This window comes from Gaetbulibacter sp. M240 (assembly GCF_043876815.1).
GTDB lineage: Bacteria > Bacteroidota > Bacteroidia > Flavobacteriales > Flavobacteriaceae > Gaetbulibacter_A.
The window spans coordinates 319,114-344,557 of the sequence record NZ_JBAWKA010000003.1 but is presented as its reverse complement, the minus strand read 5'-3'; the positions used below and the strand labels follow the sequence as shown (position 1 = coordinate 344,557).

Here is a 25,444-nt window from a genome sequence, read left to right as displayed (position 1 = left end):
TCTATCGTATTTGTCCGCTACCATAAACATACCATTTGTTAGTTACCAAATGTTGTAATCCTATGGGCCCGCGTTGGTGCAACTTATCAGTACTTATAGCCAATTCACCACCTAAACCAAACTGGCTACCATCTGTAAATCTCGTGGAAGCGTTATGATAAACCGCAGCCGTATCTACATTTTCCATAAAGTGCATTGCAGCTGTTTCATCTTTGGTTATAATGACTGAGGAATGCCCTCCGGAATAGGTGTTAATTTTTGCAATTGCCGCCTCATTCGAAGGAATCTCGCCGATCACAATTTTATAATCTAAAAACTCTTCATACCAAATATCTTCTGTTTCAAAAGGTGAAATCCCGGAAATCTTTGAGGTTTCTTTATCCCCAAAAATTTTGACATCAAAGCCTTTCAATTCTATGACCAGCTTTTGAATAAATTCGGTTTTATCTTTTAAATTTTCATCTATTAAAACCTTGTCAACAGCATTACATGCTGATATTTTTGCAGTCTTTCCATTGAGGATCACCTTTAAAGCAATATCCCAATCGGCATCTTCATGAACATAAACAAAGTTATTACCTCGACCACTCACAATAACCGGACATTGAGCATGCTGTTTTACAAACGCGATAAGCCGTTCCCCACCTCTGGGCACAATGAGATCGACCTTTTGGGTAGGTTTTTCTAAAAACGCCTGCGTTTCGGTGCGATTGAACTCCAGATAACTGATCCAATCCGTTGAGACACCTTCCATTTTTAAGGCTTCATGCCATAATGAAACAATTTTTTTATTGGATCGCAAAGATTCTTTACCTCCCTTTAACAGAATACTATTCCCCGATTTCAAGGCAATCCCGGCCGCTTCCACCGTAACATCCGGTCGTGACTCGTAAATAATCAAAACGGTTCCAAAAGAGGCTGTTTTGTTATAGACTTGAATACCATTATCATGTGTAAAACTAAATCGTTCCACGCCAACAGGGTCATCTTGCTGCGCCAAATGTAAAACGGATGCCATCATCTCATCAACTTTGGCGTTATCGACCTTTAAGCGGTCGAACATAGAAATATCATCACCTTTATAGGCATCTAAATCAGCTTTATTCGTGGTAATGATGGCTTCGCGGTGTTGTTCCAATAACTTAGCCATGTTCCTTAAAACGGCATTTCTCTTTTCTATGGATAATAAGGTGTTCATGGCCTACTTTTAAATTTCTACCGCATTTTTCAAAGCACTGAAAAACTGGTCGATATGCTCTTTTTGAATTGTTAAGGGTGGTAAGATGCGTAATAGTTTTTTATTAGATGCACCTCCTGTAAATATATGGTACTCATAGATTAGTTTTTTACGAAGGGAAGCTACTTCAAAATCAAATTCCAGTCCTAACATTAAGCCCTGTCCTTTAATTTTTTTAATTTGCAGAATGGATTTAGCCTTTTCAATAAAATAGTCCGACATCGCATTCACATTATCCATTAATTGCCCTTCCTCAATAGTATTTAATACTGCTAATCCCGCAGCGCAAGCCAGATGATTTCCGCCAAAAGTTGTACCCAGCATACCGTATTTCGCTTCTATATCCGGGTGAATTAAAATACCGCCAATAGGAAAACCATTCCCCATGCCTTTAGCTATTGAAATAATATCCGGCGTTACATTATAATGTTGAAAAGCGAAAAATTTACCGGAACGACCATACCCTGATTGTACCTCATCGGCAATAAAGAACGTATTGTTGTTTTTGCATAGTGCATAAACCTGTTCAAAGAAATCGCTACTCCCCTGGTCTAAACCACCAACACCTTGAATAAACTCAACAATAACGGCGCAAACATCACCCTTTTCCAATTCTGCTTTTACCCCTGCAACATCATTCAATTCTAAAATTGTAACCTTTTGTTGGGCATTGATCGGCGCAATAATACTAGCGTTATCGGTAACGGCTACGGCTGCCGAAGTTCGCCCGTGAAAGCTATTCTTAAAAGCAATAACCCGGGACTTCCCTGTTTTGAAAGAGGCTAACTTAAGTGCATTTTCATTGGCCTCGGCTCCTGAGTTACACAAAAACAAATTATACCCTTTACAGCCGGAAAGCGCCTCTAATTTATCAGCAAGTTGCTGTTGCAAAGGATTTTGAATGGCATTGGAATAAAACCCCAATTTCGACACCTGACTCGTTATGGCTTCAACATAGTCGGGATGAGCATGCCCAATGGAAATTACGGCATGACCGCCATAAAGATCCAGATACTCCGTTCCTTGCTCATCATAAACATAAACATCTTTACCCGAAACCGGCGTTACATCATATAAAGGATACACATCAAATAATGGCATAGGATTATTTTTTTAAATGATTAATTTTTTCGAATGAAGCTACCAAACCTTTAATAAGTGAGGAGCTTAAACCCTGATGTTCCATTTCGTTCAAACCTTCAATAGTACAACCGCTCGGGGTGGTTACTCGATCGATTTCCTGCTCGGGATGATTTCCGGATTCTAAAAGTAAACTCGCCGACCCATAACAGGTTTGTACCGCTAGTTTGTGGGCTTCATGAGCCTCGAATCCTAATTGGATGGCACCTTGGGTCGTAGCCCGGATCAAACGCATCCAAAAAGCAATTCCGCTGGCACAGATCACTGTAGCCGCCTGAATATGTTCTTCAGGAATCACCATGGTAGTTCCCAACTGATTAAAAATATCCTGAGCCATAGCAATTTTTCCTTCACCTTTCAAATTGGTTGCTAAACAGGTCATGGATTTCCCGATGGAAATAGCCGTATTCGGCATCACGCGAATGATGTTCTTATCTTGTCCAATGATGGCCTCGATATTTGAAATTGCAAATCCGGCTGCCACAGAAAGGACCACATGATCTTTTGTTACACTTGGAGCCACCTCTTTTAGTACGGATTCAATATGTCTTGGTTGCAGGGCGAAAATTAAAATCTCCGAAGCTTCAACAGCTGCCTTGTTATCACTCGTAATAGTTACGTAAGGTTCAGTACTAAACCCTTTTACCGCTGCTGTATTTTTATCACTTAGATACAACGAGGTATAGGTCTTATTTTTAATAAGCCCCTTGGCAATGGCACTCCCTAAATTTCCGGTTCCTATTATGGCTATTTTCATGTCTTGGTTTGTATGTTGTTATTATAAATCTGGAATTTAAAACCAGGAAGCTTTTAATTGTAACCCGGTTGTTTCATCCATTCCGAACATTAAATTCATATTCTGTACCGCCTGACCCGAAGCACCTTTCAATAAATTATCGATAATACTGGTGATCAATAATTTTCCCTGGTATTTATGTAAATGGATCAAACACTTGTTCGTATTCACTACTTGTTTTAAATGCAAATTCTCATTTGAAACAAAGGTAAATTTGGCTTCTTCATAAAAAGATTCGTAAAGTTTTTGGGCCTCTTCTAAAGTTCCTTCAAAATCAGTGTAAAGCGTAGCAAAAATCCCTCTTGAGAAATTACCTCGATTCGGGATAAATAAAATATCTGAAGTAAAATCTGTTTGTAATTGATTTACCGATTGATTGATCTCTCCTAAATGTTGGTGTGTAAAGGCCTTATAGTGTGATACATTATTATCACGCCAGGTAAAATGGGTGGTCGCTGATAAAGAAGTACCTGCGCCTGTAGCTCCTGTTACTGCATTTACATGAACATCGGAACGTAATAAGCCGGCATAGGCCAGAGGTAAAACACCCAGTTGTATGGCTGTTGCAAAACAGCCCGGATTGGCAATATATCGGGCTTTTTCGATAGCATGCTTGTTCAGTTCCGGAAGACCATAAATAAAAGTTTTACCTTCAAAGTTTTGATCAGCTTCCAACCTAAAGTCATTTCCCAGATCAATGATTTTTGTGTGGTCAGAAAAGCTATTTTCCTTTAAGAACCTAACGGAATTTCCATGGCCCAAACACAGGAAAAGAACATCTACCTCCTGATTGACAGTATCGGTAAAGACCATTTCGGTTGAACCTATCAGATCCTGATGCACATGACTTAATTTATTACCTGCATTACTCGTGCTGTACACAAAATTGAGTTCAGCATTGGGATGGTTCAAAAGCAACCGAATCAATTCACCCGCCGTGTAACCTGCACCTCCTATAATTCCAACCTGTATTGTTTTCATTTTTATTGTTTTATTACCACGAGGTATTAAGAGTTCACCTGCTGATATATTTTATTTTGATTTCCAAGGATCTTTATAAATCCTTTGGCCTCATCTGCAGTCCAGCCTTTATTTTCTTCCCCGTAACTTCCAAATTTAGCATTCATAAGGTCGTGTTCTGAAGCGATGCCATCGAGATCAAAATGATATGGTTTTAAAGTCACAAACACATCACCAGAAACCTTAGCCTGACTACTTTTCAGGAAAGCCTCCATATCCCGCATTACCGGATCCAGATATTGCCCTTCGTGCAAATGCATCCCGTAGAAACTGGCGATGTACTCCTTATGCTGTAATTGCCATTTGGTTAAGGTGTGCTTTTCCAATAAATGATGCGCCTTAATGGTTATTAACGCTGCAGCAGCCTCAAAACCCACACGGCCTTTGATGCCCACAATAGTATCTCCCACATGGATATCGCGACCAATAGCATAAGCAGAGGCCAGTGAATTCAAAATCTCAATATTTATTTCCGGGTCGTTTTCTATACCATTAACAGCCACCAATTCTCCCTTTTCAAAGCTTAGCTTCACTTTTTCTTCCTCCTTGTGTTTTAATTGAGATGGGTATGCTGATTCCGGCAAGGGTTTATCCGAGGTTAAGGTCTCGGCACCACCAACACTGGTACCCCAAAGCCCTTTATTAATCGAATATTTCGCTTTTTCCCAGGACATGTTGATCCCATTTTCATTTAAATAATCGATCTCCTGTTGTCTCGTAAGTTGTTCATCCCGTATAGGCGTAATGATCTTAATATGCGGTGCCAGAGTTTGAAATATCATATCAAAACGTACCTGGTCGTTACCGGCCCCGGTACTACCGTGAGCAATATACTGGGCATCAATACTTTTGGCATATTCAATAATCTCAATAGCCTGAATAATCCGTTCAGCACTTACGGATAAAGGATAGGTATTATTTTTTAATACGTTCCCAAAGATGAGGTATTTTACAACCTTGTTATAAAAAGTTGCAACGGCATCAATATTCTTATAGGTTGAAACACCCATCTTATAAGCATTGGTCTCAATTTTTTTTATATCATCCTTCGTAAATCCACCGGTGTTAACACTTACCGCATGAACCTCATATTCCTTGGATAAACTTACGGCACAGTAAGAGGTATCTAATCCGCCGCTATATGCAATGACTAATTTTTTCATTTGTCTTTATTTTTATCTTTTTTAAGAAATAACGACTGCTTAATACTTTTTAAGCGTTCAAATGTTTTTTCTCGTATTTGTTTTTCTGGTTCTTTGACCTTCGGATCGTAAAGCATCCCGGTACACAAACACAGTTTTCTATCGGTTCGAGTTAATACATCATAATTTCGACAGGTTTGACAACCATCCCAAAAGGTAGAATCGTCTGTTAACTCTGAGAAAGGTACAGGTTTATACCCCAACTCCGTATTAAGTTTCATAACTGCCAATCCGGTAGTAATACTAAAAACTTTAGCATCGGGAAATTTAGATCTTGAATGTTGAAAAATTTTAAGTTTGATCTTTTTAGCCAGACCCTGATTTCTATAATTGGGATGTACTATTAATCCTGAATTAGCCACAAATTTACCATGGCCCCATTTTTCAATGTAACAAAAGCCAGCAAAGGTATCGCCATCCAAAGCAATAACGGCATTACCATTTTCCATTTTGGTAGCGATATATTCGGGAGTACGACGAGCTATACCCGTCCCGCGAACCAAAGCAGACTCTGCAATAGTATCGCAAATTATTTGAGCGTATTTTATGTGTGATGTATCGGCTATGACAACCTTCATTTTTCCTAAATTTTTTTAATGTTCTATTTTATAATTTTCCTGTTTAAAAACTGAAACGGACACACCTGATTCAAAAATATAAGCACATACCCTTACGGGCGACGGAGAAATGGACGGCGCATAGTAAATTTAATTACTGAATGAATTGAGTTATAAAATGTTATGAATTGTTGTTTTGACACGGTACTAAAAATTTAAAAAATGACGTTTTTGGATTGGCTATTGTAAAGATTAATAGCGGCGGCGAAAGCGCACGGGGAAACCGGGAACCGGAAAACGTATGATATTTTTTAAATTTTTCATATTGTAAAACTATAATATTTATTTAAGAATCATTTAGTAAGTAACTAATTTTTACAAAAAATTATAATAATCTCTATTTTTTTACATTTTGAATGAAAAAATACTGTTTTTGAAGCTCTTTTTTTAGGAGATAAAAAATAAAACAGATGCCGATTTTGAGAGAAAAGCCATAAAAAAGTTCGACAAACAAAAAAAGTGAGGCAATTAAACCTCACTTTTTGTAAGAATCTGTTAATTTAAATCAGGTAATCAGTTAGTTAAGTGTCTTAATTTTAATATTCCTGTACGACACCTTGTCGCCGTGATCCTGTAAACTGATATAACCGGTTTTGTAAGCTCCAAACTCTTTCCACTCTTTGAATTTAGAATTCAAAACTAAAGAATCCCAAGATTCTCCTTCCACAGGAAATTCAACAATTAAAGTCCCGTTCAATGTCACGCTTCCCGAATTGGTCTTGTGATCTACCATAATATCAAAATGGTTCCATTCACCTGCCGGATTCGCTACGTCATGCATTGGTTGTACCATATCATAAAGTGCTCCTGCCTGGTGATATTTCGGGTTGGCTTTAGCATCAGGATGGCGTTCATTATCTAAGACCTGAATTTCAGGTCCGGTATAATATGGTTCCGGTAAACTATCCACTTCACTAACGCCAAATAGGACACCACTGTTTCCTCCTTCAGAAATTTTCCAATCTAAGGACAAAATGAAATCAGTATATTTTTTCTTGGTAAGTATATAGGCCAGTTCCTCTCCTGGCTCAAACACCATAACATCGCCTTCAATACGCCATTCTGAAGGCATGGTATCTCTAAGGTATCCCCGCCATTGGTCAAAATTGGAACCATCAAAAAGCACTTCCCAATCTGCTTCAACAACCGCAGGTTGCTCTTGCATTGATTCTATTTTTTCCTCTTCTTTTTTGTTTTTGCAACTCGTTAAGGTAACAAGTGCTAATACTGCTATTAATAAGTATCTCATGTTTATGTAATTAATTTATAATCCTAATATTTTTTTTAGTTGATCTTCGTTGGAATCACCACCGGCAAAATCATCAAAAGCTTTGGTCGTTGCTTCAATGATATGATTCTTAATAAAAGGCGCACCTTCTTTGGCGCCTTGTTCCGGGCTTTTAATAACGCATTCCCATTCTAAAACTGCCCACACATCACAACCATATTCTGTAAGCTTCGAGAATACTTTCTTAAAATCTACCTGACCATCCCCGGGTGATCGATAACGTCCGGCACGATCTCTCCAATCATTATACCCGCCAAAGGTTCCTTTTTTTCCTGTTGGATTAAATTCTGAATCTTTGACATGGAAGGCCTTAATAAATTCATGATAATGATCTATATAGGCTATATAATCCAATTGTTGCAACACAAAATGCGAAGGATCATATAATATGTTCACGCGTTTGTGATTTCCGGTCGCCGCTAAAAATCGCTCAAAGGTATCACCATCATGAATATCTTCAACAGGATGTACTTCATAACACACATCGACACCATTGTCATCAAAAACGTCCAAAATAGGTTTCCACCGCGTTGCAAGTTCCTTGAATCCCAGATCTACTAATCCTTTTGGTTGCTGAGGCCACGGATGTACCATAGGCCACAATAATGATCCGGAAAAGGTAGCGTGTGCCTTAAGGTTCAGCCTTCTACTCGCCATGGCGGCATGTTTCATTTCCTGAATGGCCCAAGCCGTTCGCTCTTTTGGTTTTCCTTTCAAGGCATCTGGAACAAACACATCAAACATGATATCATGAGCCGGATGTACCGCCACTAACTGCCCTTGAATGTGAGTAGAAAGTTCTGTTAGTTCTAGGCCATAAGAATTTATTTTTCCCAATAACTCATCACAGTAATCCTGACTGTTAGCAGCCTTAGATAAATCTATTAAACGGGGATCCAAAGTTGGCATTTGAATACCCTTATAACCCAAGTCTGAAGCCCATTTACAAAGGCCATCCAAACTATTATAGGGAGCTTCATCACCCATAAATTGTGCCAAAAATACAGCCGGTCCTTTTATCGTTTTCATCATATATTATTCATTTATATCTATCCAGACATTCCCTTTTAAATGACTTTCAACCACGCATTCTATAAATTTCATACCACGTACACCATCTATCATCGTTGGAAATTCTCCGTGATCATAAGGTTCTTTTCTAATCGCTTTAGCAACACCCTTATAAATATTACCCATAGAATCGAAAATACCTTCCGGATGTCCAGGCGGTAACTTTGTACCATCCAAAGAAAGTTCACTATTGTAGGCATGTCCTGGTTTTAAAACCCTTAAAGGTTCGCCGTCTTCTAATAAGTATAAATAGTTAGGATTTTCTTGCTCCCATTTCAACCCGGCCTTTTCTCCGTAGATCTTTACCGTAAAATTATTTTCCTCTCCGGTAGCAATCTGACTGGCTCTAATAAGTCCTTTGACACCGTTCGTGCAATGGAACAACACGGTACCGTCAACATCCATTTTATTGTCATCGTATACATAGTTCAAATCAGACAAAACCTTACCTACCTTAAGCTGCGTAACATATTCCAGCATATCAAAAGCATGAGTACCTATATCACCGATACAGCAGCTAATCCCACCTTTTTCGGGATCTAGCCGCCAGGTATTGGCACGCAATTTTTCGTCATGAATAACAGGATTTATCCAACCCTGGTAATATTGTACATCAATTTTCTGAACGTTCCCGATCACATTATTAGCGATCATTTCCCGCATCTGACGTATCATGGGATAACCGGTATAGGTATAGGTTACCGCGAAAACAGTTTTTGCTTTTTTCAAGGTAGCCTCTAAAGTTTTTGCTTCCTCATAAGTGGTGGTCATCGGCTTTTCGCAGATCACATTAAAACCATTCTCCAGCAACTTTTTAGCCATAGGAAAGTGCAAGAAATTAGGCGTTAGTATAGAAACCACCTGAATGCGTTCAGCTTCCGGTAGTTTTAATTCCTCCGCCACAAGGGTATCGAAATCCTTATAGATGCGATCGGTTGGGATGCCTATTTTTTCAGAGAAGCTAATATTATCTTCCCATTTGGGATTAAATACCCCACCAACAATCTTAAATTGATCAAACATCGATGATGCCACCCGGTGTAAAACACCAATTAACGAATCACCTCCACCTCCTAATATTCCTAATCTGATCTTCGAATTCATATTAATTATGCTTTATATTCTACTTTTTCCGTTTTAAAAAATACCGCAAATAAAATTAAAACACCAATGGCAAAAAAGGCTGGGAACAACCAAACATCCTGCCAATTATGACTACCATCTGCTAGAATATTCTTATCCACGATCTGACCTGATACCCAAAATCCCATCAACATACCAACGCCATAAGTAGCCAGAGTTATTAGTCCCTGAGCCGCACTTTTCACCTTCTCACCAGCTTTCGAATCGGTGTAAATTTGACCTGAAACAAAAAAGAAATCATAACAAATACCGTGTAAAGCAATTCCCAAAGCGAGCATAAAGAATAGATCTCCGGCGTTTCCGAATGCAAATAAGGCATAACGGATTCCCCAGGCTAACATACCAAACAAAATGGTTTTTTTGAAACCGTATTTTGTAAAGAAAAAAGGAAGTAATAACATGAAACCGACTTCTGACAGCTGCCCTAGCGCCGCCCAAGCTGTAGAATTTTCTACTTTATATTCTGTTAAAAACGGACTGATGTTTTGATAATAAAATGCCAGTGGAATACAAATAAGAACGGATGACAAAAAGAATACTAAAAAGTTTCTGTCCTTTAGCAATTTCAAGGCATCCAGACCCAAAATATCACTTAGGGTAACTTTCTCTCCTTTGGCAACACTCGGCGGTGTTTTTGGTAATGTAAAACTGAAAAGACCTAAAATTAAAGAGGCTATAGCTACCATCGTAAAGGTATTTGATAACATCCCTTCCTGAATGTTCGCTATAGAATCCCATTTAAAAACAAGACTTATGATCAAGCCAGCAAGGATCCAGCCTATTGTACCAAAAACCCGAACAACAGGAAAGTGTTTCTCTGGGTTTTCCATTTGATTGAATGACACCGAATTCACCAAAGCTAAGGTTGGCATATAGGCGATCATATAACCTAAAACGTACGGATAAAATAAAGCGAACTCAGTGGACTGAGACATTTGATACATCAAATAAGCACCAATGAGATGTAAAACCCCCAATATTTTTTCAGCATTAAAAAATCGGTCTGCAATGAGACCGATAATAAAAGGGGCAATAATAGCGCCCCAGGATTGTGTTGAAAAAGCCATGGCCGTTTCAGCACCCGTGGCATTTAAGTTATTCCCTAAAAAGGAACCCAATGTTACAAACCAACCTCCCCAAATAAAGAATTCAAGGAACATCATAAAAGATAGTTGAAATTGCGTTTTTTTATTCATAGTTTAGTTGTTAGTGGTAGTTATCGTATTATTCAAGGTCCTTTGCCGATCTTAACAATAAATCTTTCGTAGCCTTAATGCCTTCCAGTTCGCTTAAACGTGTACCTTCATATTCTACACCAATAAACCCGGTGTACCCCGCATCCTTTACCAGTTTGATAATGCGCGGATAATCCAAAGTAGTTTCATTACCATTTTCATCAAAATCATAGGATTTAGCACTTACAGCTGTAGCCTTGGGTAACATCATTTTAATACCCTCATATTTATCCGGATACACTTCTTCACATGCTCCCCAACGTTCTCCTTGGTTCCGCTTGATACACCAGTTCCCAAAATCAGGTAAGGTGCCAACGTTATCCATATTAACTGCTGTGATAGCTTTCATTAATACCGGCGCATCTGAAGATAACCAACCATGATTTTCACATAATACTTCTATATTCTTGGTTGCCGCATAGGTTGCTAATTTCTGTAATCCATCCGTAACCGCAGGTATCCATTGTTCAGGATCATTAGTTCCGAAAGTATTCACACGAATAGCATGACACCCCAAAGTTGCAGCAGCATCCACCCATTTCTTATGGTTTTCAACAGCCTGATCTCTTTCAGCTTCATCAAGACTTGCCAATTCTCCCTCGCCATCAACCATGATCAAAACATTTTGCATCCCATGTTTTTCACTCATGGTCTTCAGGGAATCAATCACTTTATCAAAACCAAGAGTTTCAATTTGTTTGGAGTATAATTGACTCACATATTCTAATCCTTCAAAGCCATTTGCTTTAGCTATTTCAGCAAATTGAAACGGGTCACCACCTTCGGCCTGAAACTTTTGGTGCAACGACCATTCTGCGAGGGATAATTTAAAAAAGGGTTCTTGAGATGCCATAGCCGTTCCATTAGAAGGTTCCATTTTTTCCGCCTTATCTGCTTTTTGCTTGCAGGCCGAAAAACTTAAAAAAAGACTTAAAAGAATAAATCCGGTAAGTCTAGGGAGAAAAATTAGTTTTGCCATTTTAATGTTGGGTATTGTTGAATTTTAATAGAAATTGACTGAAATGTATTAATTTTTATGATGACTTCGGAATTTATTGTTAAAAAAAAGGACGTATTGAATATCGAAATCGTTTTCGGTTCACCTTTCGTCATATTTCTTATGGAAATGTACGAATAATTAAATTTCTTTAATATTTTGTTTCATTAAATACATATTTCATAAATTTAACAATCGAATTTTTCCATATTAATAAATTCTCCTTTTTAAGATGAATAATAACTCTGAACTCAAAAATGACTATGATGCTATTGTAGTAGGCACGGGTATTTCCGGCGGCTGGGCGGCGAAAGAACTTTGTGAAAATGGCTTGAAAACTCTGGTTTTAGAACGCGGTAGAATGGTTAAACACATTCAGGATTACCCAACCGCAAATATGGACCCCTGGGATTTTCCAAATGGCGGTGAGGCTACTCGTGAAACTAGAGAGCGCATGGCGAAGCAACATCGAACCGGTTATGTAACCAAAGAATATCGTAAACATTTTTTCGTTGATGATTTAAAGCATCCCTACAATGAAAAACGTCGCTTCGATTGGATTCGCGGATATCATGTAGGTGGGCGCTCCCTAACCTGGGGACGCCAAAGTTACCGTTTAAGCGATATTGATTTTGAAGCGAATAAAAAGGAAGGCATTGCCGTAGATTGGCCGGTGCGTTATAAGGACATTGCTCCGTGGTATGATAAAGTAGAGGAATTTATAGGGGTTTGTGGCGAAAATTTAGGTTTGGAAATCCTTCCTGATCAAAAGCTTTTAAAGCCCATGAACCTCAACTGTGTTGAAGAGCATTTAAAATCCAAAATTACCGAAAAATTTGATGACGGACGTGTACTTACCATTGGCAGGACCGCTCATATTACTGAAGGAACGAAACCGGGAATGGGACGAAGTACTTGCCAATACCGCGATCGTTGTATGCGTGGCTGCCCATTTGGGGCTTATTTTAGCAGTAACTCATCGACCTTACCCACTGCCGAAGCTACTGGAAATATGACCCTACGACCAAATTCTATAGTACACGAAGTGATTTATGATGATACAACTAAAAAAGCAACGGGCGTAAAAGTTATTGATTCTGAAACCAAAGAAATACATATTTATAACGCTAAGGTGATCTTTTTATGTGCTTCAGCCATAGCTTCGGCTGCTATTTTATTGCAATCAAAATCGGAGCGTTTTCCAAATGGATTGGGTAACGATAGCGATCAACTTGGACGTAATATTATGGACCATCATTTCAAGGTAGGAGCCCGTGCCATCGCAGAGGGTTTTGAAGATAAAATTAACAAAGGACGTCGCGCCAATGGAGTATACATCCCAAGATTTAGAAATCTAGGCGGGAATACCGATGTCAAAGAATTTAAACGTGGTTACGGTTATCAAGGTAGCGCCAGTAGAGGTAGTGCTTCAGATGCCGTGGCAGAGTTAAAATATGGGCCTCAACTAAAGGAGGCCATACTGAAACCCGGACAATGGCAAGTAAGTTTAACAGCTTTTGGCGAAGTATTACCAGACCGTAATAACCGTATGTATCTGGACTATGAGAAATTAGATGAATGGGGACTCCCCACGGTAACCTTTGATGCGGGTCTAGGTGAAAATGAATTAGCTATGCGGAAAGATATGAAAGAGCAAGCTGTAAAAATGCTTGAGGCCGCCGGTTTTAAAAATGTACAAGGTTATGATGATGAAGATTCCCGAGTTTTAGGTTTGGGCATCCATGAAATGGGAACCGCGCGCATGGGTCACGACCCTAAAACATCAGTTTTAAATAAATACAATCAGATCCATGCTTGTCCTAATGTTTATGTTACAGATGGATCCTTCATGACCTCATCGGCCTGCCATAACCCGTCATTAGGTTACATGGCCTTTACAGCAAGAGCTGCAAATCATGCCGCAGAAGAATTAAAAAAGAATAACGCTTAATACGAACTTATGAAACGACGAGAGGCATTAAAAAATTTGGGTATGGCAACAGGATTTTTTGTTGCAACACCTACGATGATAAGTATCCTTCAAAGTTGCACTGCAGAGCCCGATAGCTGGCAACCAATTATCTTAACTACAGAACAAGGCGTTGTGCTAACCCGACTGGTAAGTATTATTTTACCAAATACAGATGATCTCCCCTCTGTAACGGACCTGAATGTACCACAATTTATAGACCGCTACGTAGATGAAGTTTTTGCTATTGAAGATCAAGATCATTTCAAAACAGCTTTCGATAAGACCATAGCATTGGTTAAACCTACTACCGAAAGCGATATTACTACCATTTCAGATGAAGATTATATGACCCTCTTGGATAACCATATGCTTTTAAAAGATGTTATCGATGAAGAACGAGAAGCCGATATTGAATTTAAGGGTTTGACAGTTTCAGAATTCTTAAACAAGATCAAAAGCATGACCATTAAAGCCTATAAAACCACACAGGAAATTGGGGAAAATGTATTGGTATACGATCCTGTTCCTGCGCAATATTTTTGCGGCGATCTTCAAGAATTAACTGGTGGCAAAGACTATTCATTATGATGAAAACAATTAAAGTTGTAGGGCTTATTAGCATCCTCTTTTTGGGACTCGGCTGTAAGGAAACTAAAGAAAAATCAACCGAAGCAATACCTGAAACAGCTACAGAGAAGCCAGTTTCTGAAGAATGGACCTCCATTTTTAATGGAAAGAACTTGGAGGGTTGGCATGTAAAAATCAAAGGCCACGAACTTGATGATAATTACAACAACACCTTTCGGGTTGAGGATGGTGTAATGAAAGTTTCTTATGATCAATATGATGAATTCAACAACACTTTCGGTCATATTTTTTACAAAACACCCTATTCTGATTACAAGCTCAGATTAGAATATCGGTTTGTTGGTGAACAAGCCAAAGGAGGACAGGCCTGGGGAACAAAGAACAGTGGTATTATGCTCCATTGCCAGTCGCCCGAAAGCATGACTGTAGATCAAAATTTTCCGGTGTCTTTGGAGTTTCAATTACTTGGAGGCTTAGAAGAAGGAATAGCCAGACCCTCTGGTAATTTATGTACTCCGGGAACCCATGTTATCATGGATGGCGAATTGATCACCGAACATTGCATTAATTCTACCTCCGACACCTTTTATGGTGAAGAATGGATAGCCGCTGAAGTCGTTATCTCCAATGATACTATTACTCAGTTCATTAACGGAAAACCTGTGATCACTTACAGTCACCCCACAATCGGCGGTCAGCATTTAGATGGAGCCTCTGAAGCCATTCAGGCAAAAGATGGGGAACATCTCACGTCTGGATATATTTCATTGCAAAGCGAAAGTCATCCTATCGAATTCAGAAACATTGAAATACTAGAATTTAAATAACTCCAAAAGGTTACCAAATATGTCAAAAAAACCAACGAATAGCCGTCGTACGTTTATTAAAAACACTGCTCTCACATCTTTTGGTATATCGATCATACCACGACATGTTATGGGTCATGGATTTATTCCGCCAAGCGACAAACTTAATATTGCCGTTATTGGTGCGGGAGGAAAAGGCTATTCGGATGGTATGAATGTTTGGAATAACGGAGCGTCTAATATTGCCGCTATTTGCGATGTGGACTGGCATAGTGCAGGCCGATTTATTGAGAAATTTCCAAAAGCGAACAAGTACAAGGATTTTAGAATCCTTTTTGATAAAGAAAAAGATATTGATGCAGTAACCATTTCTACTCCGGATCATACGCATGCTGTCATTACACTTGCGGCTATGAAACTAGGAAAGGATGTATATGTACAAAAACCTTTAACCCACAATATCCACGAGGCTCGTGTGCTTACCAAAGCCGCGAGAGAATACAAAATTGTGACCCAAATGGGGAATCAGGGCGCTTCCGGCAAAGGGGTGAAAAAAATGATCGAGTGGTTTGACTCCGGTATCATTGGTGCTGTGGATACGGTACATGTGTGGACGAACCGACCCGTTTGGCCACAAGGTATCGAAACACCTACCGATAAACCGCCTCTTTTGGATGGCCTAGCCTGGGACAACTGGATTGGCCCGGCACAATGGGTAGATTATCATCCCCTATATCATCCGTTTAAATGGCGTGGCTGGTGGAATTTTGGTACCGGTGCATTAGGTGATATGGGTTGCCACTTAATTGACCCACCTTTCAGAGTGTTGGGCTTAGGGTATCCTACCGAAGTGGAGAGTAGTGTAGGTGCCATTTTTAAACAAGATTGGGTACCGGAATATTTACCGGAATCTTGTCCGCCATCCTCACGCACGCAACTAAAATTCCCGGCAACAGCTAAAAACTCTAAAGGTATTACTCTAACTTGGTCTGATGGTGGTATCCGTCCATTCCATCCGGATCTCATCCCGGCAGATCATCCTATAGGTGACGATAATAGTGCCAATGGAGTCATTATGATTGGTGAAAAAGGTATTATGACCTGCGGTGTCTATGCCCGAAACCCAAAAGTTTATCTTAATAATGGAGAACTTCTCACTTATGATGATAGTGAAGGTGAAAATAGTCTTCCTGAGAATGGTCACCCTACGGACTGGGTAGAAGCCTGTAAAGAAGGCTACGGAAAGCCAAAACACCAGGCACTCACCTCATCCTTTGATTTTGCCGGACCATTAACAGAAAGTATCCTTATGGGGAATTTGGCGATCCGAAGCTACAATTTACGACGTGAAGTTTCACCAAATCGTTTTGAATATCCCGGGCGTAAAAAGTTACTTTGGGATGGAGACCTCATGAAGATCACTAATTTCGATCCTGCCAACCAATTTGTAAAAAGAGAATACCGAGAAGGTTGGTCTCTAAACGTATAACTATATTAATACTGTATATAAAAAAACCCTTTTTAGAAAAACTAAAAAGGGTTTTTATTTTCTTTTAATAAAGATCTATTCTTCCACCACGAAGGTGCCACGCATCAAAGCGGCATGCCCGGGGAAACTACATAAAAACTCATAGGTTCCAGGTTCCGGAGCATCAAACTCAATAACGGCTGTTTCTCCGCCTCCTATAAGTTTGGTGTGAACAATAACATCCTCCGAACCTGAAGGAATATATTCATTTTCACGCTCAGTAGCTGCCTTTGCGCTAAAGCTCAAAAGGTCTACGCCGGGTTTTAGAAGTACCCAGTTGTGCCCCATCACCTGCTTGTCTAATTTACCAATATGACGCAGGGTGATCTTCACTTTTTTACCAGCTTTTACTTTGATTTCACTCTTATTGAATTTCATCATATCGTCTCCGGTAATAACTACATCATTGGGATTGGCTTCAACTTCTTTAGTGTCATCTGTTTTTTTCTCATAGGAAAAACCTTCCTTCTCTTCCTTTTTATCGTTACCGCCACAATTCATCAAAGTGATCGATAATAAGGCAACGAGTATAAATTTAATTGATTTCATAGTGTTTAATTTAGTCTAGTAGTTATAAAATGTAATCTGTACTTATAAAATTAGAGGTTTTCTTTTCTAATAGTTCTGTTAAAATAGCATTATTATACGGGTTGTCTTTAGACGCTACAAAAGTACGTATAGAGAACGAGCGTAATGCATCGTGCACACTCAAGGTACCGTAAGCTGAATCTTTCCGACCCGTAAAAGGATACACATCCGGACCACGCTGGCAGGAACTGTTAAGGTTCACACGACACACTAAATTTACTAAAGTATCTATTAACGGCGATAAGGTATGCACATTTTTTCCAAATAAACTGACTTGTTGCCCGTAATCCGATTCGGCCATGTCATCCAGAGGTTCATCAATGTCAGAGAAGGATACGATTGGAACCACAGGTCCAAATTGTTCCTCCTGAAATACACGCATGTCCTTTGAAACCGGATACAATACTGCCGGAAAAATATAATTTTCTGTGGTTTCTCCACCCTTTTTATTAATAATCTTAGCCCCTTTTTCTGTGGCATCATCAATCAATTCCTGAATATACGCAGGCTTATCAGTTTCAGGAAGTGGCGTTAGTTTAGCGCCTTCCTCCCAGGGATTTCCGAAATTTAATTGATCTACTTTATAGCTGAATCTACGATTGAATTCCTCAACAACAGATTCGTGCACATACAATACTTTAAGCGCTGTACAACGTTGCCCGTTAAAGGATAAGGCTCCGGCAATACACTCTTCAACCGCCAGATCCAGATCAGCATCCGGTAATACAATAGCCGGGTTTTTAGCTTCCAGCCCTAATACCATGCGCAGTCGGTTTCCTTTGGGATGCACTTCCTGCAAGGCATTGGCCGATTTACTATTTCCAATAAGTGCCAAAACATCAATTTTACCCGTTTCCATCAATGGTGTTGCTAGCACGCGACCCCGACCATAAACTATATTCACAACGCCTTTAGGAAAACTCGTCTGAAAAGCTTCCAGAAGTGGCGATATCAATAGTACCCCATGTTTAGCCGGTTTAAAGATCACCGGATTCCCCATGATCAAGGCAGGAATCAATAAAGCAAAAGTTTCATTCAAAGGATAATTATAAGGCCCTAAACAGAGTACAATACCTAAAGGACCTCGGCGAATATGCGCGTACACTCCCGAGTTCTTTTCAAACTTCGCCGAATCCCTATCAATTTGTTTATACGCCTCAATGGTATCGTATATATAATCCACCGTACGGTCAAATTCTTTCTCAGAATCTCCTAAATTTTTTCCAATTTCCCACATCAGCAATTTCACTACCTCATCACGCTTGGTTTTCATTTGTTCCACAAATGTCTCCATGCATTTTATGCGGTCTATCACCTTCATGGTAGGCCATAATCCCTGTCCTTTTTGGTACGCGGTGCTCGCCGACTGCAATACCTCCATAGCTTCGTCTTTTCCTAGTTGTGGTATCGTGCCCAATAAAGTAGGCTTGTACGTCTCGGTTGAAGAAATGGTTGAATATACCTCAGCTGTTTCCCCTTTCCAGGGCTTCAACTCACCGTCAACCAAGTAGGTCGTTTGGTGTAATAAGGTTTTTATTTTGAATTTATCTGGGATGTCTGTAAACGTTGTTATCATCAAAAAAGGTGTTATTAAATCAAAAGTAAATATACCTATATTTTATAAAAATAAGACGTCTTGCGGACTGACTTCTTTAAAAAATAACGAATTGCTAATGCGATCCAAAAAGAAATCGAGAAAAGACGATTCGAAAACGATTTCGCCTAAACATTATAAAATTATTCCATCGAAAATAATGAGTTGAAAACTGTAATTCAGAACCTTATACTTTTTGGCGTTCCTTCGCGCGCTAAAAAGCGCGCTTGTCGGGCTTTCGGCAGTCGCTTCCCGTTGGGCGAGCTCCAACAATGCCTCAATCCCTAACGCGAATTCCGTAATTGAGAACGAAGTGAAGTAATCCGTTCATTGTAATTCTGGTTGTCATTCAGAGCGCTAGCGAAGAATCTCCTATACTTTGTTACCAGATTCTTCAGTCACTGCATTCCTTCTGAATGACAAAAAACCTCATCATTACCAAAGTGTTGAAGCAATCTGATTCAAGAGATTACCACGTTCTTGCACCCCTCGTAATGACAAATCGAAACGTCATTGCGAGTAAAACGAAGCAATCCGCTCATTGTAATTCTGGTTGTCATTCAGAGCGCTAGCGAAGAATCTCTAGGTCAAATTAAAAGATTACCACGTTCTTGCACTCCTCGTAATGACAAATCGAAACGTCATTGCGAGCAAGGCGAAGCAATCCGTTCATTATAATTCCAGCTGTCATTCAGAGCGCTAGCGAAGAATCTTCCATACTTTGTTACCAGATTCTTCAGGCACTGCGTTCCTTCTGAATGACAATAATCAAATTCTACTTAAAAAAAACAGCACTGAGCAATCAAGCAACAGCGCTGTTTTGGTTATAACTAAGATGTTATTTTTATTCTAAACGATAGGTTTCATCGCTTTCATAGACGCTCTTAAGAATCTTCCTATTTCTTCAACAGGGTGATTTCTAAGTTTCGCATTCACTTCAATAAGCTTGGCGTTATCAACACCGTCACCATTGTCCTTCGCATAAGCTTTCCCAATCACATCGGTATCAATCTTTTTCATAAAATCCCCTAATAACGGTTTACAAGCATGGTCAAATAAATAACAACCATATTCTGCTGTATCTGAAATCACGCGGTTCATTTCGAATAATTTTTTACGAGCGATCGTATTGGCAATTAATGGCGTTTCGTGCAACGATTCGTAATAAGCTGATTCGTCAATGATACCGGATTCGGTCATCGATTCAAAAGCTAATTCTACACCAGCTCTTACAAAAGCAACCATAAGTACACCATGATCATAATATTCCTGTTCCGTGATTTTCACATCTCCTGCAGGTGTTTTTTCAAAAGCGGTCTCACCGGTCGCAGCACGCCAAGTCAATAATTTTTCATCATCATTAGCCCAGTCTTCCATCATACCTTGTGAGAAATTCCCTTGCATAATATCATCCATGTGCTTTCTAAATAAGGGACGCATAATGTCCTTCATTTCTTCAGACAGTTCAAAAGCCTTGATCTTAGCCTTATTCGATAAGCGGTCCATCATATTGGTGATCCCACCATACTTCAAACCTTCGGTAATGGTTTCCCAACCATACTGGATCAGTTTAGAGGCATACCCCTTATCAATTCCTTTTTCAACCATCTTATTAAAACACAAGATAGATCCAGTTTGTAACAAACCACATAAAATGGTTTGCTCACCCATAAGATCGGATTTTACCTCAGCCACAAATGATGATGCTAAAACTCCCGCTCGGTCACCTCCGGTAGCTACAGCATAAGCCTTAGCCTGCGCCCAACCTTTACCTTCAGGATCATTTTCTTCGTGCACCGCAATCAATGTTGGCACACCAAAACCTCTTTTATATTCTTCTCTCACCTCAGTACCCGGACATTTCGGAGCCACCATAATTACGGTAAGGTCTTTACGGATCTGCATTCCTTCTTCCACGATATTAAAACCGTGAGAATACGATAGGGTCGCTCCCTTTTTCATAAGAGGCATAACCGCATTGATCACTGGCGTATGTTGTTTATCCGGTGTGAGGTTACACACCAAATCAGCAGTAGGAATGAGTTCTTTATAAGTTCCAACTGTAAATCCATTTTCGGTTGCATTCACGTAAGAGGCTCGCTTTTCTTTGATAGCACCATCCCGCAAAGCATAAGAAATATCCAGTCCGGAATCTCTCATATTTAAGCCCTGATTTAAGCCCTGAGCACCACATCCAACAATTACAATTTTTTTGCCTTTTAACGCATTTACGCCTTCCTCAAACTCGGAAGCTTCCATGAAGCGGCATTTTGATAATTGATTTATTTTATCTCTTAAGGATAAGGTGTTAAAATAATTTCCCATTTTTAGTTTTTAATTAGTATTGGTTATAAAATGCTGAAAGCATTTCTGTTATTTTCATTTCATCTTTAGTCACAGCAATACGCCCGGAACGTACAAACTGCATAATGCCAAACACATTCAGATCGCGGCGTAGAGCCTCAATTTCATTTCGGCGTCCGGATTTTTCCAATACAAAAAACTCCCTGTTCACCGTAACAATTCGGGTATTGCTCTCTTTAATTATATTTTGGATCTGAGGTTCTTCGAACAACAAACTCGACTTGATCTTAAACATGCATGATTCCGTAAATATCGTTTCTTCATCCGTGTGAAAATACGCCCTAATGGTCTCTACCTGCTTTTCGATTTGCTTCACGATCTTGATCGCCTGTGTTTTGGTAATATTAACCACAATAACGAAGCGGTTTACTCCGTCAATTTCAGATTGCGATGTGGTTAAGCTTTCAATGTTCACATGGCGCCGTTGAAAAATGGCTGAGATCCGGTTTAGCAGACCTATGTTATTTTCGGTATAAACCGAGATCGTATATGTTTTTATATCTTCTTCCATTATTGGTTCGGTTTATTTAGCTTAATCGTATATCTGAAACGGATGCTCCTGATGGGATCATCGGGAACACATTATCTTCTTTCTCCACACAAACTTCCAGGAAATAAGCGTCATCGGAAGCGATCATTTCCTTCACAGCGGCCGCCAGATCTTCACGTTTGTTTACGCGCTTGGCTTCAATATGATAGCCTTTAGCGATAGTCACAAAATCGGGGTTGGTCATCTCGGTGGACGCGTAACGTTTGTCAAAGAACAGTTGTTGCCATTGGCGAACCATTCCGAGGAATTCATTATTTAAAACCACAATTTTTACCGGTACACGTTGTTGAAAAATGGTTCCTAATTCCTGAATAGTCATTTGATAACCACCGTCACCAATAATCGCAACAACCTCACGTTCCGGTGCTGCCATTTTAGCTCCGATAGCTGCAGGTAAGGCAAAGCCCATGGTCCCCAAACCACCAGAGGTAATATTACTTTTCGTGATATTGAACTCCGCATAACGGCATGCAATCATTTGATGCTGCCCCACATCCGATACAATAGCGGCATTCCCCTTGGTCTCAAGATTGATCTGTTTGATCACCTCTCCCATGGTCAGGCCTTCTTTTGTTGGAGTTAAGTCCTCTTTAATAACCTTTTCAAACTCAATAGCATCATAAGCTCTGAATTCTTCCAACCAAGCCTTATGATTATTTTTATCTAAATATGTTAAGAGCTGCGCCAAACTGTCCTTAGAATCACCTAATACGGCGACATCTGTTTTCACATTTTTATCGATCTCTGCAGGATCGATCTCGAAATGTATCACCTTGGCTTGTTTGGCATAGGTGTTTAGATTTCCTGTTACACGATCGTCAAATCGCATACCTATGGCGATGAGAACGTCACACTCGTTGGTTAATTTATTCGGTCCGTAATTTCCATGCATTCCAACCATGCCCACATTCAGTGGGTGTGAGGTTGGAATTGCAGAAGCGCCCAAAATGGTCCATGCCGCAGGGATTCCTGCTTTTTCAATAACGGCTTTCAATTCCGCTTCAGCTTCCCCTAAAATTACGCCCTGCCCCCAAACGATCATGGGTTTTTTAGCTGTATTAATAAGTTCAGCAGCCGCTTTTACAGCAGAAACATCCGTTTTCGGAACCGGATTATAACTGCGTACGCCGATGCATTTTTCATAAGTGAAATCGAATTCCTCGAACTGCGCATCTTTTGTAATATCAACAAGTACTGGTCCGGGGCGACCGCTTTTAGCAATATAAAAAGCTTTCGCCATCACTTCTGGAATTTCAGATGCCTTAGTGATCTGATGGTTCCATTTTGTAACGGGTGTAGAAATACCCACGATATCGGTCTCCTGAAAGGCATCACTCCCCAACAAATTAGAAGCTACCTGACCCGTGATACACACTAAAGGTGTCGAGTCGATTTGTGCATCAGCAATTCCGGTAATCAGGTTCGTAGCGCCAGGCCCTGAAGTCGCCATAGCCACACCTACTCTTCCTGAAATTCGGGCGTAGCCTTGAGCCGCATGCGTAGCTCCTTGCTCGTGGCGCGTTAATACATGATGAATCTCATTTCGGAATTTATAAAGTTCATCATATACCGGCATGATCGCCCCACCGGGGTAACCGTACAACACATCTACACCCTCAGCAATGAGACAGCGTATAATGGCTTCACTTCCGGTAATACGCAAGGCTTTTTTGTCTGCGTTTTCCGTTTTATTTATTGTTTGTGCTTGTGTATTCATAAGCTTTTTAGGTCTTCCTGCAATTAAGGGCAGGACAAATATTTTTTAAAATTCGTCTGTAGTACAGCCTCGTGAAGCTGATGATACAGAGCGAGCATATTTATAAAGAACACCACGCTCAAATTTTAATTTTGGCGCAGACCATTCTTGTCTTCTTTTGGCTAATTCTTCATCTGAAACTTCCAGAGTGATCGTATTGGTTTCAGCATCTATAGTGATCATATCTCCATCTTTTACCAAAGCGATATTACCACCTTCCTGAGCTTCAGGTGTGATGTGCCCCACAACAAAACCGTGTGTACCTCCGGAGAATCTACCGTCGGTAATCAAAGCCACATCATTCCCTAGACCGGCTCCCATAATGGCGGCTGTAGGCTTCAGCATTTCTGGCATTCCCGGACCACCTTTGGGCCCTTCATAACGAATAACAACTACATCGCCTTTCTCCACTTTTCCATCACGAATACCGTCATTTGCTGCATACTCGCCGTTAAATACTTTAGCTTTTCCAACGAAGTTGAGCCCTTCCTTTCCAGTGATCTTGGCTACACTTCCCTCCGTTGCCAGGTTTCCGTATAACATGCGCAAATGCCCCGTCGCTTTTATAGGGTTCTCAAGAGGCTTTATAACTTCCTGACCTTCCGCCAAATCATCAACATCCAGTAAATTCTCAGCCAAGGTCTTTCCGGTCACGGTCAAACAATCACCGTGAAGCAAGCCTTTCTTTAACAAATATTTTAAAACCGCAGGCATACCACCAATGGCATGAACATCTTCCATCAGGTATTTTCCACTAGGTTTTAAATCGGCTAGGAACGGTGTGTTATCACTGATATCCTGAAAATCTTTTAAGGTGAAATCTATTTGCGCCGCTCTGGCGATCGCAAGAAAATGTAATACCGCATTCGTCGATCCTCCTAAAATAGTGATCACGCGAATGGCATTCTCAATAGATTTTCTAGTTATAATATCTGAAGGTTTAATGTCTTTTTCTAATAATAAACGCATGGCTTTTCCAGCGCGTATGGCTTCCTCACGTTTGGCTTCACTGTTCGCAGGATTCGAGGAATTATACGGTAAGGCCATACCTAAAGTCTCAATAGCCGACGACATGGTATTTGCGGTATACATACCACCACAAGCACCGCGTCCGGGAATCGATTTTTTAATAATATTTTTATATTCAGCTTCTTCAATGGTCCCGGCTACTTTTCCTCCCCAAGCTTCAAAAGAAGATACGATATCCAGTTTCTTTCCGGCATGGCATCCTGAGTCTGTCGTTCCACCGTAAACTAAAATAGACGGGCGATTCAAACGGATCATCGCCATGAGTGCCCCTGGCATATTCTTATCACAGCCCACCACGGTTATTAATCCGTCGTAGCTCATCGCTTGCACTACCGTTTCCATAGAATCGGCAATGATATCTCGGGATGGCAAAGAATAACGCATCCCCGGTGTTCCCATGGAAATACCATCACTCACCCCAATCGTATTGAAGATCAAACCTACCAGATCCTCTTCCAGTGTTCCTTCCTTGGCTAGTTTGGCCAGATCATTTAAGTGCATATTGCAAGGGTTTCCTTCATAGCCCGTACTGGCTATGCCTACAAGCGGTTTAAAAAAATCTTCGTCTGAAAAGCCAATAGCATAAAGCATAGCCTGTGCTGCAGGTTGTGTTGGGTCTTGTGTTACAGTTTTACTGTATTTGTTTAGTTCTTTCATTCGTATTTTGAACTGTTTTATTTTAGGTCTTGTTGGTCTTTTATTAAAATGAAATGCCTTAGAATATACATGAATACTTCGGAAACATCTATCAATTATCGAAATTACTGGATTTGCATTATTAGAATAAGCTGTGCTTTAAGCTTAGTTTAAACTCACCTAACTAAAAATTTATTCAAATACCTGTTTTTCAGTTATTTAAATAATATTTTTTATGATGTTCAAAAGGATTAAAAAATCATAAAAAAATGAAAGATTTTATCAGC

General features: G+C 39.9%; 21 protein-coding genes. 4 read left to right on the top strand and 17 right to left on the bottom strand.

Features of this window, described 5'->3' with window-relative positions:
* Nucleotide 1: 1 nt before the first annotated feature.
* The 11 genes from V8G61_RS10680 to V8G61_RS10630 all read right to left on the bottom strand — a co-directional run bounded on the left by V8G61_RS10680 (nt 2) and on the right by V8G61_RS10630 (nt 11,728).
* Nucleotides 2–1,198, bottom strand: a complete 1,197-nt coding sequence (locus tag V8G61_RS10680) for a glutamate-5-semialdehyde dehydrogenase (RefSeq protein WP_394875652.1) — start codon at nt 1,196–1,198, stop codon at nt 2–4.
* A 9-nt stretch (nt 1,199–1,207) separates the two neighbouring features.
* Nucleotides 1,208–2,338, bottom strand: coding sequence for an aspartate aminotransferase family protein (locus tag V8G61_RS10675; RefSeq protein ID WP_394875651.1), 1,131 nt, complete (start codon nt 2,336–2,338; stop codon nt 1,208–1,210).
* 4 nt (nt 2,339–2,342) lie between these two features.
* Nucleotides 2,343–3,134 carry a pyrroline-5-carboxylate reductase gene (gene proC / locus V8G61_RS10670; RefSeq protein ID WP_394875650.1) on the bottom strand — a complete coding sequence of 264 codons (792 nt, stop codon included), beginning with the start codon at nt 3,132–3,134 and terminating at the stop codon, nt 2,343–2,345.
* Between the two features lie 36 nt (nt 3,135–3,170).
* Nucleotides 3,171–4,154, bottom strand: a complete 984-nt coding sequence (gene argC / locus V8G61_RS10665; RefSeq protein WP_394875649.1) for an N-acetyl-gamma-glutamyl-phosphate reductase — start codon at nt 4,152–4,154, stop codon at nt 3,171–3,173.
* A 26-nt stretch (nt 4,155–4,180) separates the two neighbouring features.
* On the bottom strand, nt 4,181–5,356 hold the full coding sequence (locus tag V8G61_RS10660; protein WP_394875648.1) for an argininosuccinate synthase: 1,176 nt from the start codon (nt 5,354–5,356) through the stop codon (nt 4,181–4,183).
* Nucleotides 5,353–5,973 carry a GNAT family N-acetyltransferase gene (locus V8G61_RS10655; RefSeq protein WP_394875647.1) on the bottom strand — a complete coding sequence of 207 codons (621 nt, stop codon included), beginning with the start codon at nt 5,971–5,973 and terminating at the stop codon, nt 5,353–5,355. The genes V8G61_RS10660 and V8G61_RS10655 overlap by 4 nt, the downstream gene beginning before the upstream one ends.
* A 556-nt stretch (nt 5,974–6,529) precedes the next feature.
* The gene (locus V8G61_RS10650) at nt 6,530–7,261 is read right to left on the bottom strand and encodes a DUF1080 domain-containing protein (RefSeq protein WP_394875646.1); all 732 of its coding nucleotides are present in this window, start codon (nt 7,259–7,261) and stop codon (nt 6,530–6,532) included.
* 15 nt (nt 7,262–7,276) lie between these two features.
* Nucleotides 7,277–8,329: a sugar phosphate isomerase/epimerase family protein gene (locus tag V8G61_RS10645; protein WP_394875774.1), complete on the bottom strand. Its 1,053-nt coding sequence runs from the start codon at nt 8,327–8,329 to the stop codon at nt 7,277–7,279.
* Nucleotides 8,330–8,335: 6 nt separating this feature from the next.
* On the bottom strand, nt 8,336–9,475 hold the full coding sequence (locus tag V8G61_RS10640) for a Gfo/Idh/MocA family protein (RefSeq protein ID WP_394875645.1): 1,140 nt from the start codon (nt 9,473–9,475) through the stop codon (nt 8,336–8,338).
* 5 nt (nt 9,476–9,480) lie between these two features.
* Nucleotides 9,481–10,710 (bottom strand): nucleoside permease, encoded by a 1,230-nt coding sequence (locus tag V8G61_RS10635; protein ID WP_394875644.1) that lies wholly within the window; start codon nt 10,708–10,710, stop codon nt 9,481–9,483.
* 28 nt (nt 10,711–10,738) lie between these two features.
* Nucleotides 10,739–11,728, bottom strand: coding sequence for a sugar phosphate isomerase/epimerase family protein (locus V8G61_RS10630; protein ID WP_394875643.1), 990 nt, complete (start codon nt 11,726–11,728; stop codon nt 10,739–10,741).
* Nucleotides 11,729–11,978: 250 nt separating this feature from the next.
* Here V8G61_RS10630 and V8G61_RS10625 point away from each other — a divergent pair, with 250 nt between their 5' ends.
* Genes V8G61_RS10625 through V8G61_RS10610 form a run of 4 tightly spaced genes read left to right on the top strand, consistent with a single transcriptional unit; the run spans nt 11,979 to nt 16,601 of the window.
* The gene (locus V8G61_RS10625; protein ID WP_394875642.1) at nt 11,979–13,697 is read left to right on the top strand and encodes a GMC oxidoreductase; all 1,719 of its coding nucleotides are present in this window, start codon (nt 11,979–11,981) and stop codon (nt 13,695–13,697) included.
* Nucleotides 13,698–13,739: 42 nt separating this feature from the next.
* Nucleotides 13,740–14,306, top strand: coding sequence for a gluconate 2-dehydrogenase subunit 3 family protein (locus V8G61_RS10620; RefSeq protein WP_394875641.1), 567 nt, complete (start codon nt 13,740–13,742; stop codon nt 14,304–14,306).
* Nucleotides 14,303–15,133 (top strand): DUF1080 domain-containing protein, encoded by an 831-nt coding sequence (locus tag V8G61_RS10615; protein ID WP_394875640.1) that lies wholly within the window; start codon nt 14,303–14,305, stop codon nt 15,131–15,133. The genes V8G61_RS10620 and V8G61_RS10615 overlap by 4 nt, the downstream gene beginning before the upstream one ends.
* A gap of 19 nt (nt 15,134–15,152) precedes the next feature.
* Nucleotides 15,153–16,601 carry a Gfo/Idh/MocA family protein gene (locus V8G61_RS10610; protein ID WP_394875639.1) on the top strand — a complete coding sequence of 483 codons (1,449 nt, stop codon included), beginning with the start codon at nt 15,153–15,155 and terminating at the stop codon, nt 16,599–16,601.
* A 75-nt stretch (nt 16,602–16,676) separates the two neighbouring features.
* Here the strand turns inward: V8G61_RS10610 and azu are convergent, their stop codons facing one another.
* From azu to ilvD, 6 genes are all read right to left on the bottom strand, one after another.
* Nucleotides 16,677–17,189, bottom strand: a complete 513-nt coding sequence (gene azu, locus V8G61_RS10605) for an azurin (RefSeq protein ID WP_394875638.1) — start codon at nt 17,187–17,189, stop codon at nt 16,677–16,679.
* Nucleotides 17,190–17,211: 22 nt separating this feature from the next.
* Complete coding sequence (locus V8G61_RS10600; protein WP_394875636.1) at nt 17,212–18,804, bottom strand: NADP-dependent glyceraldehyde-3-phosphate dehydrogenase; 1,593 nt, start codon at nt 18,802–18,804, stop codon at nt 17,212–17,214.
* An 867-nt stretch (nt 18,805–19,671) separates the two neighbouring features.
* Nucleotides 19,672–21,147: a ketol-acid reductoisomerase gene (gene ilvC / locus V8G61_RS10595; RefSeq protein WP_394875635.1), complete on the bottom strand. Its 1,476-nt coding sequence runs from the start codon at nt 21,145–21,147 to the stop codon at nt 19,672–19,674.
* Nucleotides 21,148–21,160: 13 nt separating this feature from the next.
* A complete protein-coding gene (gene ilvN, locus V8G61_RS10590) occupies nt 21,161–21,697 on the bottom strand; it encodes an acetolactate synthase small subunit (RefSeq protein ID WP_394875634.1) in 537 nt (178 codons plus the stop codon).
* 16 nt (nt 21,698–21,713) lie between these two features.
* On the bottom strand, nt 21,714–23,453 hold the full coding sequence (gene ilvB / locus V8G61_RS10585; RefSeq protein WP_394875632.1) for a biosynthetic-type acetolactate synthase large subunit: 1,740 nt from the start codon (nt 23,451–23,453) through the stop codon (nt 21,714–21,716).
* Nucleotides 23,454–23,498: 45 nt separating this feature from the next.
* On the bottom strand, nt 23,499–25,178 hold the full coding sequence (gene ilvD / locus V8G61_RS10580) for a dihydroxy-acid dehydratase (RefSeq protein WP_394875631.1): 1,680 nt from the start codon (nt 25,176–25,178) through the stop codon (nt 23,499–23,501).
* Between the last annotated feature and the right edge of the window lie 266 nt (nt 25,179–25,444).

Bases quoted from the DNA above. Each gene is read 5' to 3' on its own strand.
- V8G61_RS10680 (WP_394875652.1), bottom strand. From the start codon at position 1,198: ATGAACACCTTATTATCCATAGAAAAGAGAAATGCCGTTTTAAGGAAC.
- V8G61_RS10675 (WP_394875651.1), bottom strand. From the start codon at position 2,338: ATGCCATTATTTGATGTGTATCCTTTATATGATGTAACGCCGGTTTCG.
- proC (WP_394875650.1), bottom strand. From the start codon at position 3,134: ATGAAAATAGCCATAATAGGAACCGGAAATTTAGGGAGTGCCATTGCC.
- argC (WP_394875649.1), bottom strand. From the start codon at position 4,154: ATGAAAACAATACAGGTTGGAATTATAGGAGGTGCAGGTTACACGGCG.
- V8G61_RS10660 (WP_394875648.1), bottom strand. From the start codon at position 5,356: ATGAAAAAATTAGTCATTGCATATAGCGGCGGATTAGATACCTCTTAC.
- V8G61_RS10655 (WP_394875647.1), bottom strand. From the start codon at position 5,973: ATGAAGGTTGTCATAGCCGATACATCACACATAAAATACGCTCAAATA.
- V8G61_RS10650 (WP_394875646.1), bottom strand. From the start codon at position 7,261: ATGAGATACTTATTAATAGCAGTATTAGCACTTGTTACCTTAACGAGT.
- V8G61_RS10645 (WP_394875774.1), bottom strand. From the start codon at position 8,329: ATGAAAACGATAAAAGGACCGGCTGTATTTTTGGCACAATTTATGGGT.
- V8G61_RS10640 (WP_394875645.1), bottom strand. From the start codon at position 9,475: ATGAATTCGAAGATCAGATTAGGAATATTAGGAGGTGGAGGTGATTCG.
- V8G61_RS10635 (WP_394875644.1), bottom strand. From the start codon at position 10,710: ATGAATAAAAAAACGCAATTTCAACTATCTTTTATGATGTTCCTTGAA.
- V8G61_RS10630 (WP_394875643.1), bottom strand. From the start codon at position 11,728: ATGGCAAAACTAATTTTTCTCCCTAGACTTACCGGATTTATTCTTTTA.
- V8G61_RS10625 (WP_394875642.1), top strand. From the start codon at position 11,979: ATGAATAATAACTCTGAACTCAAAAATGACTATGATGCTATTGTAGTA.
- V8G61_RS10620 (WP_394875641.1), top strand. From the start codon at position 13,740: ATGGCAACAGGATTTTTTGTTGCAACACCTACGATGATAAGTATCCTT.
- V8G61_RS10615 (WP_394875640.1), top strand. From the start codon at position 14,303: ATGATGAAAACAATTAAAGTTGTAGGGCTTATTAGCATCCTCTTTTTG.
- V8G61_RS10610 (WP_394875639.1), top strand. From the start codon at position 15,153: ATGTCAAAAAAACCAACGAATAGCCGTCGTACGTTTATTAAAAACACT.
- azu (WP_394875638.1), bottom strand. From the start codon at position 17,189: ATGAAATCAATTAAATTTATACTCGTTGCCTTATTATCGATCACTTTG.
- V8G61_RS10600 (WP_394875636.1), bottom strand. From the start codon at position 18,804: ATGATAACAACGTTTACAGACATCCCAGATAAATTCAAAATAAAAACC.
- ilvC (WP_394875635.1), bottom strand. From the start codon at position 21,147: ATGGGAAATTATTTTAACACCTTATCCTTAAGAGATAAAATAAATCAA.
- ilvN (WP_394875634.1), bottom strand. From the start codon at position 21,697: ATGGAAGAAGATATAAAAACATATACGATCTCGGTTTATACCGAAAAT.
- ilvB (WP_394875632.1), bottom strand. From the start codon at position 23,453: ATGAATACACAAGCACAAACAATAAATAAAACGGAAAACGCAGACAAA.
- ilvD (WP_394875631.1), bottom strand. From the start codon at position 25,178: ATGAAAGAACTAAACAAATACAGTAAAACTGTAACACAAGACCCAACA.